The organism is Streptomyces sp. NPDC058674, assembly GCF_042716505.1.
In the GTDB taxonomy this organism is placed as follows: domain Bacteria; phylum Actinomycetota; class Actinomycetes; order Streptomycetales; family Streptomycetaceae; genus Streptomyces.
The window spans coordinates 46350-64002 of record NZ_JBHXSC010000043.1; the positions used below are offsets into that span (position 1 = coordinate 46350).

15 protein-coding genes and 2 pseudogenes are annotated in these 17653 nt (G+C 72.6%); 14 read left to right on the top strand and 3 right to left on the bottom strand.

Going from position 1 to position 17653, the window contains the following annotated elements; genetic code table 11:
• Positions 1–189: 189 nt before the first annotated feature.
• Positions 190–2253, top strand: coding sequence for a discoidin domain-containing protein (locus ACFWU6_RS21890; RefSeq protein WP_383982560.1), 2064 nt, complete (start codon positions 190–192; stop codon positions 2251–2253).
• 83 nt (positions 2254–2336) lie between these two features.
• Positions 2337–2927: pseudogene (locus tag ACFWU6_RS21895) on the top strand (TetR/AcrR family transcriptional regulator); the annotation flags it as partial.
• A gap of 82 nt (positions 2928–3009) precedes the next feature.
• Here the strand turns inward: ACFWU6_RS21895 and ACFWU6_RS21900 are convergent.
• The gene (locus tag ACFWU6_RS21900) at positions 3010–3336 is read right to left on the bottom strand and encodes a PLD nuclease N-terminal domain-containing protein (protein ID WP_383803454.1); all 327 of its coding nucleotides are present in this window, start codon (positions 3334–3336) and stop codon (positions 3010–3012) included.
• A gap of 89 nt (positions 3337–3425) precedes the next feature.
• Between ACFWU6_RS21900 and ACFWU6_RS21905 the strand changes: the two genes are divergently transcribed.
• The 4 genes from ACFWU6_RS21905 to ACFWU6_RS21920 all read left to right on the top strand — a co-directional run bounded on the left by ACFWU6_RS21905 (position 3426) and on the right by ACFWU6_RS21920 (position 7069).
• Complete coding sequence (locus ACFWU6_RS21905; RefSeq protein WP_383803452.1) at positions 3426–4883, top strand: menaquinone biosynthesis decarboxylase; 1458 nt, start codon at positions 3426–3428, stop codon at positions 4881–4883.
• Complete coding sequence (locus ACFWU6_RS21910; RefSeq protein WP_383982563.1) at positions 4880–5365, top strand: hypothetical protein; 486 nt, start codon at positions 4880–4882, stop codon at positions 5363–5365. The genes ACFWU6_RS21905 and ACFWU6_RS21910 overlap by 4 nt, the downstream gene beginning before the upstream one ends.
• Positions 5365–6285 (top strand): menaquinone biosynthesis prenyltransferase MqnP, encoded by a 921-nt coding sequence (gene mqnP / locus ACFWU6_RS21915; protein ID WP_383803448.1) that lies wholly within the window; start codon positions 5365–5367, stop codon positions 6283–6285. The genes ACFWU6_RS21910 and mqnP overlap by 1 nt, the downstream gene beginning before the upstream one ends.
• Positions 6286–6397: 112 nt before the next feature.
• Positions 6398–7069 carry a UbiX family flavin prenyltransferase gene (locus ACFWU6_RS21920; protein ID WP_383982566.1) on the top strand — a complete coding sequence of 224 codons (672 nt, stop codon included), beginning with the start codon at positions 6398–6400 and terminating at the stop codon, positions 7067–7069.
• Here the strand turns inward: ACFWU6_RS21920 and ACFWU6_RS21925 are convergent.
• Positions 7066–7200 (bottom strand): hypothetical protein, encoded by a 135-nt coding sequence (locus ACFWU6_RS21925; RefSeq protein ID WP_267886500.1) that lies wholly within the window; start codon positions 7198–7200, stop codon positions 7066–7068. The two genes, ACFWU6_RS21920 and ACFWU6_RS21925, sit on opposite strands and share 4 nt — an antisense overlap.
• 121 nt (positions 7201–7321) lie before the next feature.
• Here ACFWU6_RS21925 and ACFWU6_RS21930 point away from each other — a divergent pair, with 121 nt between their 5' ends.
• The 8 genes from ACFWU6_RS21930 to ACFWU6_RS21965 all read left to right on the top strand — a co-directional run bounded on the left by ACFWU6_RS21930 (position 7322) and on the right by ACFWU6_RS21965 (position 17533).
• A complete protein-coding gene (locus tag ACFWU6_RS21930; protein WP_383803444.1) occupies positions 7322–7777 on the top strand; it encodes an Lrp/AsnC family transcriptional regulator in 456 nt (151 codons plus the stop codon).
• Positions 7778–7851: 74 nt separating this feature from the next.
• Positions 7852–9015 carry an aminofutalosine synthase MqnE gene (gene mqnE, locus ACFWU6_RS21935; RefSeq protein ID WP_383803442.1) on the top strand — a complete coding sequence of 388 codons (1164 nt, stop codon included), beginning with the start codon at positions 7852–7854 and terminating at the stop codon, positions 9013–9015.
• A 118-nt stretch (positions 9016–9133) separates the two neighbouring features.
• The gene (locus tag ACFWU6_RS21940) at positions 9134–9658 is read left to right on the top strand and encodes a GNAT family N-acetyltransferase (RefSeq protein WP_383982569.1); all 525 of its coding nucleotides are present in this window, start codon (positions 9134–9136) and stop codon (positions 9656–9658) included.
• A gap of 100 nt (positions 9659–9758) precedes the next feature.
• On the top strand, positions 9759–10070 hold the full coding sequence (locus tag ACFWU6_RS21945) for a DUF4229 domain-containing protein (RefSeq protein WP_383803438.1): 312 nt from the start codon (positions 9759–9761) through the stop codon (positions 10068–10070).
• Between the two features lie 403 nt (positions 10071–10473).
• Positions 10474–11826, top strand: coding sequence for a dicarboxylate/amino acid:cation symporter (locus ACFWU6_RS21950; RefSeq protein ID WP_383982572.1), 1353 nt, complete (start codon positions 10474–10476; stop codon positions 11824–11826).
• Between the two features lie 448 nt (positions 11827–12274).
• Positions 12275–13657 (top strand): hypothetical protein, encoded by a 1383-nt coding sequence (locus ACFWU6_RS21955; protein WP_383982575.1) that lies wholly within the window; start codon positions 12275–12277, stop codon positions 13655–13657.
• 249 nt (positions 13658–13906) lie between these two features.
• Positions 13907–15772 (top strand): AMP-dependent synthetase/ligase, encoded by a 1866-nt coding sequence (locus ACFWU6_RS21960; protein ID WP_383803432.1) that lies wholly within the window; start codon positions 13907–13909, stop codon positions 15770–15772.
• Between the two features lie 189 nt (positions 15773–15961).
• Positions 15962–17533: an alpha/beta hydrolase gene (locus ACFWU6_RS21965; protein ID WP_383813085.1), complete on the top strand. Its 1572-nt coding sequence runs from the start codon at positions 15962–15964 to the stop codon at positions 17531–17533.
• 20 nt (positions 17534–17553) lie between these two features.
• Here ACFWU6_RS21965 and ACFWU6_RS21970 read toward each other — a convergent pair.
• Positions 17554–17653 (bottom strand): annotated as a pseudogene (locus tag ACFWU6_RS21970) (IS481 family transposase); the annotation flags it as partial.

The window sequence follows — 17653 nt, forward strand, 5'->3', positions numbered from 1 at the left end:
GCGTACGGATGGCGAATCCGACGGACCGTCAGGTCATCCGTCCCGGACCCTTGACTCCGTACCCGGCGGTAGCCATTCTCGATGCACCGTTTGTGCGGGGCATGTCAATGCCATGGCCGGTGTTGCCCGCGTCCCCGGACGGTCCGGTACCTCGACCGCGCGCCATCCGCCGACCGAAGACATTGGGTGATGACCATGACCCGACGTGCCCGCCGCCGACCAGGGGTCATCGGCCTCCTGACGCTGTGCCTCGCCGTGGGGGCCCTGCTGCTCGGCCTCGCACCGGCCTCCTCCGCCGACCCGGGCTGGTGGAACCCGACCGCCCGTCCCGCGCCCGACTCCGGCATCGACGTCACCGGCGAGCCCTTCAAGGGCACCGACGCCCAGGGCCGGGTCCGCGGCTTCGTCGACGCCCACGACCACCTCATGTCCAACGAGGGCTTCGGCGGACGCCTGATCTGCGGCAAGCCCTTCTCCGAACAGGGCATCGCCGACGCCCTCAAGGACTGTCCCGAGCACTACCCCGACGGCACCCTGGCGGTCTTCGACTACATCACCAACGGCGGGGACGGCAGGCACGACCCGGACGGCTGGCCGACCTTCAAGGACTGGCCCGCACACGACTCGCTGACCCACCAGCAGAACTACTACGCCTGGGTCGAGCGGGCCTGGCGCGGCGGCCAGCGCGTCCTCGTCAACGACCTCGTCACCAACGGCGTGATCTGCTCGGTCTACTTCTTCAAGGACCGCGGCTGCGACGAGATGACCGCCATCCGCCTGGAGGCGCAGAAGACGTACGACATGCAGGCCTACATCGACACGATGTACGGCGGCGCCGGGAAGGGCTGGTTCCGGATCGTCACCGACTCCGCCCAGGCCCGCCGGGTGGTCGAGCAGGGCAAGCTGGCCGTCGTCCTCGGTGTCGAGACCTCCGAGCCCTTCGGCTGCAAGCAGGTCCTGGACATCGCGCAGTGCAGCAGGGAGGACGTCGACCGCGGCCTGGACGAGCTGCACGCGCTCGGGGTCCGCAGCATGTTCCTGTGCCACAAGTTCGACAACGCCCTGTGCGGGGTCCGCTTCGACCAGGGCGCCCTCGGCACCGCCATCAACGTCGGCCAGTTCCTGTCGACCGGCACCTTCTGGCAGACCGAGCGGTGCACCGGCCCGCAGCACGACAACCCGATCGGGCTCGTCCCGGCGGCAGCCGCGCAGAAGCAGCTCCCGGCGGGCGTGGCGGTGCCGGCGTACGCCGCCGACGCGCAGTGCAACACCCGCGGGCTCACGGACCTCGGCGAGTACGCCCTGCGCGGCATGATGAAGCGCAAGATGATGCTGGAAGTCGACCACATGAGCGTCAAGGCCGCCGGACGGGCCTTCGACATCCTGGAGTCCGAGTCGTACCCGGGCGTCATCTCCTCGCACAGCTGGATGGACCTCGACTGGACCGAGCGCCTGTACAAGCTCGGCGGTTTCGCCGCCCAGTACATGAGCGGCTCCGAGGCCTTCAGCGCGGAGGCGAAGCGCACCGACGCGCTGCGCGACAAGTACGGCGTCGGCTACGGCTACGGCACCGACATGAACGGCGTCGGCGGCTGGCCCGGCCCCCGCGGCGCGGACACCCCCAACCCGGTGCGGTACCCCTTCCGCAGCACGGACGGCGGGTCCGTCATCGACCGGCAGACCACCGGGCAGCGCACCTGGGACCTGAACACCGACGGAGCCTCCCACTACGGCCTGGTGCCGGACTGGATCGAGGACGTCCGCCTCACCGGCGGACAGGGCGTCGTGGACGACCTCTTCAAGGGCGCCGAGTCCTACCTCGGCACCTGGGGCGCATCCGAGAAGCACAAGGCGGGCGTGAACCTCGCCGCGGGCGCCCCGGTGTCCGCGAGCTCCGCCGAGTGGAACCCGTTCACGAGCTACGCACCCGGCCGGGCCGTCGACGGCAGCAGGGGCACCCGCTGGGCCAGCGACTGGAGCGACGACCAGTGGCTCCAGGTCGACCTCGGCTCCCCGACCCTGGTCGGGCGCGTCACCCTGGACTGGGAGCGGGCCCACGGGAGGGCGTACCGCATCGAGCTCTCCGCCGACGGTACGAACTGGCGGACCGCCTGGTCCACCACCGCCGGTGACGGCGGCCTGGACACCGCGCAGTTCACCGGGGTGCCGGCGCGGTACGTACGCGTCCACGGCGCGGGACGCGGCACCCAGTGGGGCTACTCCCTGTACGAGGTCGGCGTCTACAGCCGCTGACCGGAGCCGTCCCACCCACCGGACCGGCCGGGGCGGCCCCACCGCCCCGGCCGGACCGGCCCGTTCCCACGGAAGGGGACCGCATGGCGCGGACGCCGCTGCCCGAACGGCGCCGACAGCTGACCGAGGCGGCGATCCGCGTGATGACCCGGGACGGGGTGGCCCGGGCGACGACCCGGTCGATCGCCGCCGAGGCGGGCGTGTCGCTGAGCGTCTTCCACTACTGCTTCGACTCCAAGCAGGCCCTCTTCGAGTCCGTCATCACGGCGATCACCGACCACTGCGTCACGGTGGTGAAGGAGGCGATCCAGCCCCGGCCCACCCTGCGCGAGACCATCCGGGCGGGCTTCCAGGCGTACTGGGACCACGTGCGCGCGCACCCCGGGGAGCACATGCTCACCTACGAGCTCACCCAGTACGCCCTGCGCCAGCCGGGCTTCGGACACCTGGCCCGGCGCCAGCACGAGCTGTACGGGGACACCTACGCCGAGCTGATCGAGCAGCTGCGGCGCAGCATGGGCTTCGACCTGACGGTGCCGGTGCCGGTGCTGGCCCGCTACCTGGCCGCCATGACGGACGGCTTCACGCTGAGCCTGCTGGTCCTGGGCGACGCGCAGGGGCCGTCCGCGGTCCCGGTCGTCGACACCATCACCGACATGATCACCGGCCACGTGGTGGCCCTGGTCGACGCCGGCGACGGCACCGGCACCGCGGGGCAGGGCAGGGCCGGGACGGCTGAGCCGTCTCCCGCTCGCGCTAGTCCTGGTCCCGGTTCTTCTTCTCGTCCCGGTCCTTCTCGTCCTGCTCGTCGCGCAGGGACTTGAGGAACTCCGGGTTGTCGTCCGGCGCCACCCACTGCGCCCGGCGGGCCCGGCCGCCGCCGAAGCCGCCGCCGGCGACCGCCGTCCGCTTCTTGCCCGCGAACAGCCACACCACCGGTCCGACGATGGAGAAGAGCAGGATGATGATCACCCAGACCACCTTGGGGAGGTGCTTGACCTCCGCCTCCGGCGTGTTCAGGCAGTCGATGAAGGTGTAGATGGTCAGCGCGAGGATCAGCAGGAGGGGCAGAAGGCGCAGCACGGTGTGGGACCGACTCCCGGGCAGTGGCGGCGGGCCCGCGTGGGCCCCGGTGATGTCTCCAGGGTAGTTGGTGACGGATACTTGCCCCTATGGCTTACGACGATCTCCGCTCGCTGCTCCGGGCTCTGGAGCGGGAGGGCGACCTCAAGCGCATCAAGGCCGAAGTCGACCCGTATCTGGAGATCGGGGAGATCGTCGACAGAGTGAACAAGGCGGGCGGGCCCGCGCTGCTCTTCGAGAACGTCAAGGGCTCGGCGATGCCGCTGGCCATGAACGTCTTCGGGACCGACCGCCGGCTGCTCAAGGCCCTCGGCCTGAAGTCGTACGCCGAGATCAGCGAGAAGATCGGCGGGCTGCTCAAGCCCGAGCTGCCGCAGGGCTTCATCGGCGTCCGCGAGGCCTTCGGCAAGCTGGGCTCGATGGTGCACGTGCCGCCGAAGAAGGTGAAGGGCGAGTCCGCGCCCGTCCAGGAGGTCGTCCTCACCGGCGACGACGTGGACCTGGACCGGCTGCCGGCCCTCTTCACCTGGCCCAAGGACGGCGGGTCCTTCTTCAACCTCGGCCTGACGCACACCAAGCACCCGGAGACGGGCGTGCGCAACCTGGGGCTGTACCGGCTCCAGCGCCACGACAAGCGCACCATCGGCATGCACTGGCAGATCCACAAGGACAGCCGCAACCACTACGCGGTCGCCGCGGCCAAGGGCGAGCGGCTGCCCGTCGCGATCGCCTTCGGCTGCCCCCCGGCCGTGACGTACGCCTCGACGGCGCCGCTGCCGGGCGACATCGACGAGTACCTCTTCGCCGGCTTCGTCGCGGGCAAGCGGATCGAGATGGTCGACTGCAAGACGGTCCCGCTCCAGGTCCCGGCCCACGCCGAGGTCGTCATCGAGGGCTGGCTGGAGCCCGGGGAGATGCTCCCCGAGGGCCCCTTCGGCGACCACACCGGCTTCTACACGCCGCAGGAGCCCTTCCCGGCGCTGCGGATCGACTGCGTGACGATGCGCAAGCGGCCGCTGATCCAGTCGATCGTCGTGGGCCGTCCGCCGACCGAGGACGGCCCGCTGGGCCGTGCGACGGAGCGGTTCTTCCTCCCGCTGCTGAAGATCATCGTGCCGGACATCGTGGACTACCACCTGCCGGAGTCGGGTGGCTTCCACAACTGCGCGATCGTCTCGATCGACAAGAAGTACCCGAAGCACGCGCAGAAGGTCATGCACGCCGTCTGGGGCGCCCACATGATGTCGCTGACCAAGCTGATCGTCGTGGTGGACAAGGACTGCGACGTCCACGACCTGCACGAGGTGTCCTGGCGGGCGCTCGGCAACACGGACTACTCCCGCGACCTGACGGTCGTCGAGGGGCCGGTGGACCACCTGGACCACGCCTCCTACCAGCAGTTCTGGGGAGGCAAGGCGGGCATCGACGCCACGAGGAAGCTGCCGGAGGAGGGCTACACCCGCGACGGCGGCTGGCCCGACATGGTGGAGTCCGACCCGGCCACCGCGGCCCTGGTGGACAGCCGCTGGAAGGAGTACGGACTGTGAGCCCCATCGCCGTGGGCGGACCCGCCCTCTTCATCGGAAGCGACACCCCGTGCGTCGCCCTGGTGCGCCCCGAGATCGATCCGGCGCAGCCGGAGGTCCGGGCGGCGGCCGAACGCGCGGGCGTGACGCCCGAGGAGTTCGCCGGTCCCGCCGACCTGTGGCAGCTGATCGCCGACCGTACGGACGGGGAGGGCCGGGAGATCGCCCTGCCCGAGCTCGCCGACTCCGAGGTGGCCGCCTTCGCGGAGCGCCTGCTGGCGGCGAGCGCCGACCCGGAGGCGGAGTTCACGGCCGAGCTCACGGTGGCCGGGCACACCCTGCTGCGCCTCGACGCCCGCCCGGCGGGCGAGGGTTTCGCCTTCCTGGCCCGGGTCACCCCGCCGGCCTCCGAGGGCACGACCCCCCTGGACGTGGAGATCGGCCCGACCGCGGCCACGGACCTGCGCGCCGAACTCGAACAGTTCCGCAGGAGCCTGACGTGATGACCACCGCGGACGAACTGGTCGGACCGGGGCCGGCGCCGGCGGCGCCCGGCAGGATCAGGGCCTTCCTGCGGCTCGTGATGATCGAGCACTCGGTCTTCGCGCTGCCCTTCGCCTACATCGCGGCCCTGACCGCCATGTTCCGGCTCGACCGGACCGTGCACTGGGGCACCCTGCTCCTCGTCACCGTCTGCATGGTCGGACTGCGGACCTTCGCGATGGCCGCCAACCGGATCATCGACCGCGAGATCGACGCCCGGAACCCCCGCACCGCCGGCCGCGAGCTGGTCACCGGCGCGGTGTCCGTGCGGTCCGCGTGGACCGGGGCGGCGATCGCGCTGGCCGTCTTCCTCGGCTCGGCGGCGCTGCTGAACCCGCTCTGCCTGGTGCTGGCGCCCGTCGCGGTGGTCCCGATGGTGGTGTACCCGTACGGCAAGCGGTTCACGAACTTCCCGCACGCCATCCTGGGCCTGGCCCAGGCGATCGGGCCGATCGGGGCGTGGCTGGCCGTCACCGGCACGTGGTCCTGGGACGCGGTGGTCCTGGGCCTCGCGGTGGGGGTCTGGATCGGCGGCTTCGACCTGATCTTCGGCTGCCAGGACGTGGCCGCCGACCGGGCGGAGGGCGTCAGGTCCGTGCCCGCCCGCTTCGGCATCCCGGCGGCCCTGTGGGGGGCCCGCGGCGCGCACGTCGTGACCACGGCCCTGCTGGTCTGGTTCGCCCTCGCCACGGGCGCGGGCGCGTTCTTCTGGGCCGGTCTGGTGATCGTCGCCGGGGCGTTCCTCTACGAGCACACGATCGTGAAGCCGCACGACCTGTCCCGCCTGAACCGGGCGTTCTTCACGGTGAACGGCTTCATCGGGATCGCCCTCTTCGTGTGCGCCGTGCTCGACCTGGCCGTCCGGGGCCTGACGCTCTGAACGGCCGGACCGCGCCGTCCGCGGATCGGCGCGGACCGTGTCGCGGCGCCCGCCGGGACGTCCGGGAGCCTTGGCGAGTGCCCGCTCGCATTGGCCGGATAGTCTCGGAGGTATGACTGAGCGCAAGCGCACCCCGTGGGTGGTCGGGGTTTCCGGAGCGTCCGGGACGCCCTACGCGGCGGCGGTGCTCCGCGGGCTGCTCGCGGCGGGGGAGGGTGTCGACCTGGTGGTGAGCCGGGCCTCGCGCCTGACCCTGCTCGACGAGACCGGGATCGCCTTCCGCGACGCGCACTGGCGGGAGGACCTCGCCCAGTGGCTGGCGCGGGGGGCCGACGGCAAGCCGGACACCTTCGGCGACGTGCCGCTCGACGACGTGCGGTACTGGGGTGCCGGGGACCTGGCGGCCGGGCCGAGCTCGGGCTCGTACCCCGTGAAGGGGATGCTGATCGTCCCCGCGTCCACGGCGTGCGTGGCGGGGGTGGCGCTCGGGCTGTCGAAGGACCTGCTCCAGCGGGTCGCGAGCGTGACGCTCAAGGAGCGGCGCCGGCTGGTGGTGGCGGTGCGGGAGACCCCGTTGAACGGGCAGACGCTCAAGCACCTGGTGGCGCTGGACGAGGCGGGCGCCGTCGTGCTGCCCGCCTCTCCGGCGTTCTACGCGGGGGCGACGCACATCCAGGACCTGGTGGACTTCGTCGCCGGGCGGGTGCTGGACGCGGCAGGGGTGCCGCACCGGCTGTACCGCCGGTGGGAGGGGGAGCTCGGTGGCTCCCGCCCCCGTGGCTAGGCCTTCTTCGCGCGACCCGGCTTGCGGGTCTTGTCCACGCGGTGGGCGGCTGCGGGCTGGTGGGCACGGGATCGGTTGGCCAGCTCCTGGAGCTGTCGCATGTGTGCGTAGGCCATCTCGATCGTGTACACGGTGAACCACTCCTGAAGATCGTCATTGATCTGTTGAAAGATTCACAGGGTGTTGACCCTGTGTGCCTTAGATTCTATACCTAGACTTGCAGAATCGCCGAATAATGGAAGGCTCCACGTAATGGACACGGTGGACAGGCAGCTCATCCAGGCACTTCGTGAGAACGGTCGTGCCTCGTACGCGGAGCTGGGCCGTCTCGTGGGCCTCTCCGGCCCCAGCGTCACCGACCGCATCAACCGGCTGGAGTCGGCCGGCGTCATCACCGGCTACCGGGCGACCGTGGCCGCGGCCGAGCTCGGCCTCGGCGTCACGGCGCTGATCGGCATCTCGCTCTCCGACGCCGCCGACCACGAGGACGTGGCCCGGCGACTGCGGGACCTGGCGGAGATCGAGGACTGCTGGTTCATCGCGGGCGACGACTCCTTCATGCTGAAGGTGCGCGCCAGCGACGTGGACGGCCTGGAGAAGATCATCCGCAGGCTCTCGGGCACCAAGGGCGTCTCGCGGACCCGCACCACGATCGTGCTCTCGACGAAGTGGGAGAACCGGGTCGGGGAACTTCCCGAGGAAGCCTGAGAGTACGGTTGGTCGCGGTTGCAGGCAGCAGCAGGACAGGCACTGCGGGACACAGAGGAAGGCGGGCGACCGGCATGGACGCTGGGCTCAAGCGCGAGCTGGAGGAGAAGGTCCGCTCCGGCGAGCGGCTGACGCGTGAGGACGGCATCGCCCTCTACGAGTCGGACGACCTGGCCTGGCTCGGCGGCCTCGCCCACGAGGTGCGGACGCGCAAGAACGGCGATGTCGTGCACTTCAACGTCAACCGCCACCTCAACATGACGAACGTGTGCACCGCCTCGTGCGCGTACTGCTCGTTCCAGCGCAAGCCGGGCGAGAAGGACGCGTACACGATGCGCATCGAGGAGGCCGTGCGCCTGGCGAAGGCCATGGAGAACGACAACCTCACCGAGCTGCACATCGTCAACGGCCTGCACCCGAACCTGCCGTGGCGCTACTACCCGCGCTCGCTGTCCGAGCTGAAGAAGGCGCTGCCGAACGTCTCGCTCAAGGCGTTCACGGCGACGGAGATCCACCACTTCGAGACGATCTCGGGGATGTCGGCCTCCGACATCCTCGACGAGCTGATCGAGGCCGGGCTGGAGTCGCTCACCGGAGGCGGCGCGGAGATTTTCGACTGGGAGGTCCGGCAGCACATCGTCGACCACCGCACCCACTGGGAAGACTGGTCGCGCATCCACCGCCTCGCGCACGCGAAGGGCCTCAAGACCCCCTCGACGATGCTGTACGGCCACATCGAGGAGCCGCGCCACCGCGTGGACCACGTGCTGCGGCTGCGCGAGCTGCAGGACGAGACCGGCGGTTTCCAGGTCTTCATCCCGCTGCGCTACCAGCACGACTTCGTGGACATGAAGGACGGCAAGGTCCGCAACAAGCTCCAGGCGCGGACGACGATGGCGACCGGCGCCGAGGCGCTGAAGACCTTCGCCGTCTCGCGACTGCTCTTCGACAACGTGCCGCACGTCAAGGTCTTCTGGGTGATGCACGGCGTGCAGACCGCCCAGCTGGCGCTCCAGCACGGCGCGGACGACATGGACGGCTCGGTCGTCGAGTACAAGATCACGCACGACGCGGACAACTACGGCACCCCGAACAAGCTGGGGCGCGAGGACCTGCTGGAGCTGATCCGGGAGGCAGGCTTCCGGCCGGTCGAGCGCAACACCCGCTACGAGATCATCCGCGAGTACCCCGGTCCGGTCGCGGACCTGCGCGAGACCCCGCAGGCGATGCGCGTCTGACCTCCGTTCGAGCGGCGCGCACCGGGAAGCCCCGGCCTCCGGGCCGGGGCTTCCGTGCGTGCCGGACCGTACGGACGGGCTCTGGACCGTACGGATGGGTAAGGAATAGGCTCCGCCAATGACCCTTACGTTCACCCTGGACCCGGTCGTCGACCCCGCCCTGCGTGACGGCATCCTGGAGCTGTGGGCCGACGCCACCAACGCGGGCGGTGCCATCGGCTTCGTGCCGCCGGTCACGGCCGACGACATCCGCCCGGCGCTGGCCGAGCAGCTCGCCGCGGTCGCCGACGGCGGCAGCCGGCTCCTGGTGGGGCGCGACGGGGACGGCGCGGTCGCCGCCACCGCCTTCCTCACCCACAACACGCACCGGCTCCAGCTGCACTGGATCTGGGCGTACACGGTGATGGTCCACCCGCGCCACCAGGGCAAGGGGTACGGGCGCGCGCTCATGGCCGCGGCCGAGGAGGCGGCCCGCTCCATCGAGGGCATCGACGCCATCCGCCTCGGCTGCCGCGGCGGCTACGGCCTGGAGCACTTCTACGCGGCCTGCGGCTACAAGGAGGTCGGCCGCGTCCCGGGCGCGATCCGGGTCGCGCCGGGCGACGACCGCGACGACATCACGATGCTGCTGCCGCTGCGCTGACCCGGTCGGCGCCGGACCCCCGGCGGCCCCGGGCGTACGGCCGCCGTGCTTCACTGGACGGGTACATCCCGACGCAGGACGACGAGAGAGAAGGGTCACCGTGTCCCTCAAGCCGAGCGCAACGATCCGCTACACCGCGATGCGCCTGGGCATCTTCGTCGGATGCCTCGTCGTCGTCGCGGGCCTGGTCCGCCTCGGCTGGGTGCCCTCCTCCATCGGCGACGCCAACGTCGCCTGGATCGTGCTGCTCGCCCTCGTCTTCTCCGCCCCGCTCTCCTTCGTCCTCCTGCGCAAGCAGCGCGACGAGATGTCCGAGCAGATCTCCGGACGCGTCGCGGGTGCGAAGGAGAAGCTCGCCTCGAACCGCAGCCAGGAGGACGTCGCGGACGACGCGACGCGCGTGGCCTCGTAGCGGACCGAGTCGGGTCCCGCTCCCGCCCCCCGCACACGCATCGAACCGCCCCGGCGCCGGGTCCAACCGCCCGCAGCAGCCGGGGCGTTCGTGCGTTCCGGACCGCTGTGCGGGGACCCCGTACGCCGTCGCCCCAAAGAACCCCTTTGAGATTCTCAAAGGATAAGTGTTAGCGTGTTCAACATGTTGACCGCAGCTGCGCACCCGATGACCACGAGCGTCACGCTCGTGGCGCGCCTGCACGTCGACCTCTGCCGCCGCGTGTCCGCGGCCTGTTGCCGCTGTCGCTGACGTCCCTTCCGCGTCCCGCCGCATCGCGGCAGCAGCGGTCCCGGCCGGCCCCTTCCGGCTGCCGCCACCGCCGAACCCCATCCCGCAAGTTCGTTGTGCGTCCCCCCGGAGAGTGTCCGTGTCCGCGACCCCCCAGGCCCAGGCTCCCGCCAAGGCCTCCTTCACGTTCCCGTTCTGGGCGCAGATCATCGCCGGTCTCGCCCTCGGCGTGCTCTTCGGCTGGCTGGCGCGCAGCCAGGACATCGGCTGGCTCGGCACCACGCTGGAGAAGACCGGCGACATCTTCATCCAGCTGCTGAAGCTGGCCATCGCCCCGCTCGTCTTCTTCGCCATCCTGGTGTCGATAACCAACCTGCGGAAGGTGAACAACGCCGCACGGCTCGCCTCCCGCACGCTGCTCTGGTTCATGATCACTTCGCTGATCGCGGTCGGCATCGGCATTGCGATCGGCCTGCTGACCGACCCGGGCTCGGGCACCGGCCTCACCGCCGCCGACGGCAAGGAGCCCAAGCGCACCGGCTCCTGGATCGACTTCCTGACCGGGATCGTGCCGACGGACATCGTCACGCCGTTCACCGAGCTCAAGGTCCTCCAGATCGTCTTCCTCGCCGTCGTCGCCGGCATCGCCGCCCTCCAGCTCGGCGCCAAGGCCAAGCCGGTCCTGGACCTCGCCGAGTCCGTCCTGGAGCTGCTCCAGAAGGCCCTGTGGTGGGTCATCCGCCTGGCCCCGATCGGCACCATCGGCCTCATCGGCACCGCCATCGCCACGTACGGCTGGGAGCTGATCGGCAAGTACGCCACCTTCACCGCCGACGTCTACATCGGCTGCGCACTCGTGATGTTCGGCGTCTACCCGCTGCTCCTGGCCACCGTCGCCAAGGTCAGCCCGCTCCAGTTCTTCAAGGGCGCCTGGCCGGCCATCCAGCTGGCCTTCGTCTCCCGCTCCTCGGTCGGCACCATGCCGGTCACCCAGAAGGTCACCGAGCGCCTCGGCGTCCCGAAGGAGTACGCCTCCTTCGCCGTCCCGTTCGGCGCCACCACCAAGATGGACGGCTGCGCCGCGATCTACCCGGCGCTCGCCGCGATCTTCATCGCGCAGATCTTCGACGTGCAGCTGGGCATCAAGGAGTACCTGCTCATCGTCTTCGTCTCCGTCATCGGCTCGGCCGCCACGGCCGGCCTGACGGGCGCCACGGTCATGCTGACCCTGACGCTCTCCACCCTGGGCCTGCCGCTGGCGGGCGTCGGCCTGCTGATGGCCATCGACCCGATCCTCGACATGATGCGCACCGCCACCAACGTGGCCGGCCAGGCGCTGGTCCCGGTCATCGTCTCGGCCCGGGAGGGGATTCTGGACAAGGAGGCCTACGCCACCGCCTCGTCCTCCCCGCTGGACGAGCCGGCCCCGGCTCCGGCCGAGGCCCCCGCCGAGGTCCCGGCGGAGAAGGTCCCGGCCGCGGTCTGACCGCCGCCCCGTCGCCCCGAGCCCGTACTCGTCGCAGCCCCCGCCCCCGTCCGGGCGGGGGCTGCGACGTGCGTCGGGCCGGGGGCCGGGGGTCGGGTTCGCGGTGCACCGGGTCCCGGGTTTCCGCGACCCGGACGGGGCGGACCTTCGGGGAGGGGCCGTCCCGGAGGGTCGCGGAGCCCCGCGGAACCGGGTCGCGGGGGGCCGGGACCCGGTGGGTCCGGACGCCACCCCTTGACACCACGGAGTGCAATCCAACCCACCCACCCACCCCACCCCGCCCCGTCGACTCCCCGTAACTCACACGGGTGAACGGTGCCAACTCGGCTGGATTTGTGGATGGTTGCCGGGCATATGCTCACCCCGCAACGTCGGACATGAGACGGCCCCCGGCGGGACTGGCATCCCGGACGAGGGCCTGACCAAGCAGGAAGCAATCCCCTTCCCCATGGCTCTTCAGCACCTTAGCGCGCCTGCGCGCGCCTCGTCCCGGGATCGCGCCGGGACCGCCCGATCCGGTGTCGTCCACGTCAAGGTGCGGCACGCCGACCACTACACGGTGGTCGGCAACCACCTGGCCCAGCACCGTGCGCTGTCACTGGTCGCGATGGGCCTCGCCCTGCACATCCAGTCGCTCCCGACCGGCGCGAGGGTCGGCATCAAGCGGCTCACGGACCGCTTCCCGGAGGGCGAGGTGCGGATCTCCTCCGCGCTGCGGGAGTTGGAGGAGCACGGGTACCTGGAACGCAGCCGCGTACGGCTCGCCACCGGGCAGGTCGTCACCCGTACGGTGTCCTACAACCACCCCCGCACCGCCCCCGCGGCCGGGCCGGAGGGGCCGCCGGTGCCGGTGGCCGGGCCGGTCGGCCCGCCAATGCCCGGCCCGCGGCCACCGCTCCGGCGAAACGCGAACCCGACCCCGGAGCCCGGCTCCCCGGCCTCGGCCGGGCCCGCGGCTTCGCCCGTCTCCGGGCCCGGGCGGGGACCTGCTCCCGGGCCCGCGCCGGGGCCCGGCCCCGCGTCCGGGCCCGGCCCCGGGCCCTCGACCTCGGCGGCGCTTACGCCTTCGGCGTGGGCCGCGCCCGAGGCCGAACCGGAGTCGGAGTCCGGGCCCGCGTCCGAGCCGGGACCGGCCCCCGGGCCCTCGACCTCGGCGGCGCTTCCGCCTTCGGCGTGGGCCGCGCCCGAGGCCGAACCGGAGCCGGAGCCCGGGCCCGCGTCCGAGCCGGGACCGGCCCCAGGGCCCTTGACCTCGGCGGCGCTTCCGCCTTCCGCATGGGCCGCGCCCGAGGTCGAGCCGGAGCCGGGGCCAGCCCCCGGGCCCGGGCCCCGGCTCGGGCCCTGGCCCGCCCCTTCCCCCGCGCCTTCGGCGGGACCCGCGCTCGCGGCCGGGCCCGCGGCTTCGCCCGGGCCCGGGCCCGGCCCTGGTTCCTCGGCCCCGGAGGCGGCCCCCGGCGTGCGGGTCCGGCAGGACGCCGTCGACCTCCTCGTCCGGCTGCGCGAGCACGACCCCCGGCTGCTGCTGCCCGAGCGGGACGTGGCACGGCTCGCGGCCGTGGTGTCGGCCTGGCTGGGGCGCGGGGCCGAGCCGGAGGCCCTGCGGCAGGTCCTGGCCGCGGACCTGCCCGCCGACCTGCGCCACCCGGCCGGGCTCATCGCCTATCGGCTCCGAGAGCAGCTCCCGCCCCACCTGCCGCCGCCCGCGGCCGCCCCACCGGTCAGGCGGCCGGACCCCTGGCAGAACTGCGACGGCTGCGAGCGGGCCTTCCGCGCCCCCGTGCCGGGCCGCTGCCGGGACTGCCCACCCGGCCCCGGGGAGTCCGCGGGGTGAGGGCGGCGGCCCTTCACGGCCGGACGGGCGGAGCGCGCGGCGCCGGGCGGTGCGAGCTCCGGGCGCGGCCCGGGTGCACCCTGTATGGACCCCGTCCGCACCCCGTGTGGACTCCGTGCGGTCCCGGTGGGGCCGGGGTGAGGCCCGGGTGTTCCGGTCGTGAAGAAAGGCCCCGAGGGCTGTTCAGCGGTGGTTACCGGTGCGTAGATTACCGGCGGTAACTCCCTTCGGACCCCAGGAGAGCGCGCCGTGGAAGCCGAGCCCCAGCTGGTGGAGCCCGTCAAGACCGTCATCGACGGGCGGGTGCGCGAGGTACGGGTCCCCGCACTGGCCGCCGTCCCCGACCGCGGCTCCCTGGGGGACATCCCCTTCGAGAACGCCCGCGAGGCCCCCGGCGAGGCCGTGCTCGCCCGCAAGGACCGGGACGGCGCCTGGCACGACGTCAGCGCCGCCCGGTTCGCCGCCGAGGTGCTCGCCGTCGCCAAGGGCCTGATCGCCGAGGGGCTCCGCGAGGGCGACCGGCTGGCGATCATGGCCCGTACGACCTACGAGTGGACCCTCCTCGACTTCGCCGGATGGGCCGCGGGGCTGGTCACCGTCCCCATCTACCCGACCTCGTCCGCCGTCCAGGCCCGCTGGATCATCCAGGACTCCGGCGCGGTCGCCTGCGCCGTCGAGGACACCGCCCAGGCCCGCATCATCAGCGCCGAGCGCGCCAACCTGCCCGGGCTGGCGCACCTGTGGGAGTTCGACACGGGAGCCCTCGCCCGGCTGGCCAAGGCGGGCGAGCACCTGCCCGACGCGGTGGTGCACGCACGGCGGGCCGCCCGTACGCCGGACGCGATCGCCACCCTCATCTACACCTCCGGCACCACCGGCCGGCCCAAGGGCTGCGTGATCACCCACGCCAACTTCTTCGCCGAGGCCGACAACTCGGTGGAGCTGCTGCACCCCGTCTTCAAGTCGGTCAGCGACGACCCCGCCTCCACCCTCCTCTTCCTGCCCCTCAGCCACGTCTTCGGGCGGATGGTCGCCGTCGGCTGCATGCGGGCCCGCGTCAAGCTCGGGCACGCGCCCAGCATCCGTACCGAAGACCTCCTGGCCGATCTCGCCGGCTTCCGCCCGACGTTCCTCCTCGCCATCCCGTACGTGTTGGAGAAGGTCTACAACACCGCCCGGGCCACCGCCGAGAGGATGGGCCGGGCCGCCTCCTTCGACCGGGCCTCCCGCATCGCCCAGAGCTTCGGCGAGCTCGTCGAGGGCAAGGCCCCCGGCCTCGGACTGCGGGCCGCGCGCGCCCTGTACGACCCGCTCGTCTACCGGCGCATCCGGGCGGCGCTCGGCGGCCGCGTGAAGTACATCCTGAGCGGCGGGTCCCCCCTGGGGCGCCGCCTCGCCGCCTTCTACACCGGCGCCGGCATCGAGGTCTTCGAGGGGTACGGGCTGACGGAGACGACCGGCGCCAGCACCGTGACCCCGCCCCTGCGGCCCCGCCTGGGCACGGTCGGCTGGCCGCTGCCGGGCACGGCCGTGCGGATCGCGGACGACGGGGAGGTGCTCCTCGGCGGCCGGCACGTCTTCGCCGGGTACTGGAACACCGCGTACGCCGTGCCGCCCGGCAGCTGGCTGCCCACCGGCGACATCGGGGAGCTCGACGCCGACGGCTACCTCACCATCACCGGCCGCAAGAAGGACCTGATCATCACCTCCGGCGGCAAGAACGTCGCCCCGGCGCCGCTGGAGGACTGGCTCCGGGCCCACCCCCTGGTCGGGCAGTGCATGGTGGTCGGCGACAACCGGCCGTACGTCACCGCGCTGATCACCCTGGAGCCGGACGGGCTGGCGCACTGGCGGCAGATGCACAAGAAGCAGGACGTGCCGATCCGCGAGCTGGTGCGGGACGAGGAACTGCGCGCCGAGCTCCAGCGGGCCGTCGACGAGGCGAACGCCCTGGTCTCGCGGGCCGAGTCGATCCGCCGGTTCACCGTCCTGCCGGTCGACTTCACGGAGGAGCGCGGCCACCTCACCCCGTCCCTGAAGCTCAAGCGGGGCGTGATCGCGCGCGACTACGCCGGGCAGATCGACGCGCTCTACCGGGGCCCGCGCGAGCACTGAGCCGGGCGGGGGCGGCCCCGGCAGCGCTTCGGGCCGCCCGGCGGGCACTCGGGGCGGCCCAGGCGGGCGCCCTTCGGGCGGGCGGTCGCGGCGGGCGGGCGTGCGGGCGGGTCGGCGTACCGGGCGGGGGCGGCGGGGCGCGCATAGGGTGGGCTGGTCCGGTCCGGGGGGCCGCCCGAGGAGGGTGCAGTGCCCCGATCCCGCTCCCGTACCGTCGCCGCAGCCTGTGCGCTGATCCTCGCCGCCCTGGGCTCCGCCCCGGCGCCCGCCCCCAGCGGGACGCCGGAGCCCGCCCCCCGCGCGAGCGCCTCCCGGGGCGATCCGCTCGCCCGCTTCCACGGGCAGCGCGTGCGCTGGGGAGCGTGCCCCGAACGGCGGATACCCGCCGGTATGCGCTGCGGGACCGTCGAGGTGCCGCTGGACTACGCGGACCCGGGCAAGGGCACGATCCGGGTGGCCCTGGCCCGCCTCCCGGCCACCGGCCGGGCGAAACGCCTCGGCTCGCTGGTGCTGAACTTCGGCGGGCCCGGCGGCCGGGGCGTGGCCGGCCTGGCCGAGGACCCCGGGCTGTTCGCGGACCTCGGCGAGCGCTACGACCTCGTCGCCTTCGACCCCCGCGGGGTCGGCCGCAGCGCCCCCGTCTCCTGCGGCGGCTCCCAGGAGACCGGCGGCGACGCGGGCGACGCCGCCGCCCAGCTGGCCGCGCTCCGCGCGGTGGCCCGGCGCTGCGAGCTGGCCTCCGGCCCCGTGCTGCCGTACGTCGGCACCGTCAACGTCGCCCGCGACATGGACGTGATGCGCCGGGCGCTGGGCGACCGGAAGCTGCACTACCTCGGCTTCTCCTACGGCACCCGGCTGGGCGCCGTGTACGCGGCGCAGTTCCCGAAGAGCACCGGCCGCATGGTCCTCGACGGCGTGGACACCCTGAGCGAACCGCTCGCCGAGCAGGCCCTGGCATCGGCGCGCGGCCAGCAGCGGGCCCTGGAGCACTTCCTGACCTGGTGCGCCCACCGGCGCGGCTGCGTCTACGGGACCAACACCCGCAGCGCCAGGGAGAGGGTCGACGACCTGGTGGCGCGGCTCGACCGGCGCCCGCTGGTCGGCGGCGACGGCTCGTACGTCAGCGGTCGGGACGTGGCCGCCTCCATCGGCGGCGCCCTGTACTCGCGCAGCACCTGGCCGGCGCTCGCCGACGCGCTGCGCATGGCCGAGGAGGACCACGACCCCGTGGGACTGCTCCGGCTCGGCGGCCCGACAGCCCCCTCCGAAGGCGACCGGCAGGAGGAGCAGCAGGGCCCCGGCTCGGTCCCCGCCGACAACGCCGAGGCGGCGCTCACGGCCGTGAACTGCGCCGACGACCCGGACCGTTCGAACGACAAGGCCGCTCCGGCGGACATCGAGCGCGAACTCCTCGCGCTGCGGCCCGCCTTCGAGGAGGCGTCGAAGGTCTTCGGGCCGCGCCAGCTGTCGACCGTGCTGTCCTGCTACGGCCGCCCCGCCGGCACCGACTTCATCCGCAGGATCGACCGCCCCGCCGGTGTCCCGCGCATGCTGCTCGTCGGCACCCGCGGCGACCCGGCGACCCCGTACGAGTGGACGGAGGAGACGGCGCGGCGGATCGGCTCGGCGGTGGTCCTGGACCACAAGGGCGACGGGCACCTCGGGTACGTCAACTCGGCCTGCGTGCGGGAGTACGCGGACCGCTTCCTGCTCGACGGCCGGCTGCCGTCCGGGACGCGGTCCTGCCCCGCCGGGCAGTGACCGGCGGGGCACGACAGGGCCTAGCTGTATTGACCCGCAGCGTTGTTCACACGGCTGATGGGTGGCTTGCCGTCGAGTGCGGTGTGGCAGCGGTGGTGGTTGTAGGTGTGGAGGAAGTCT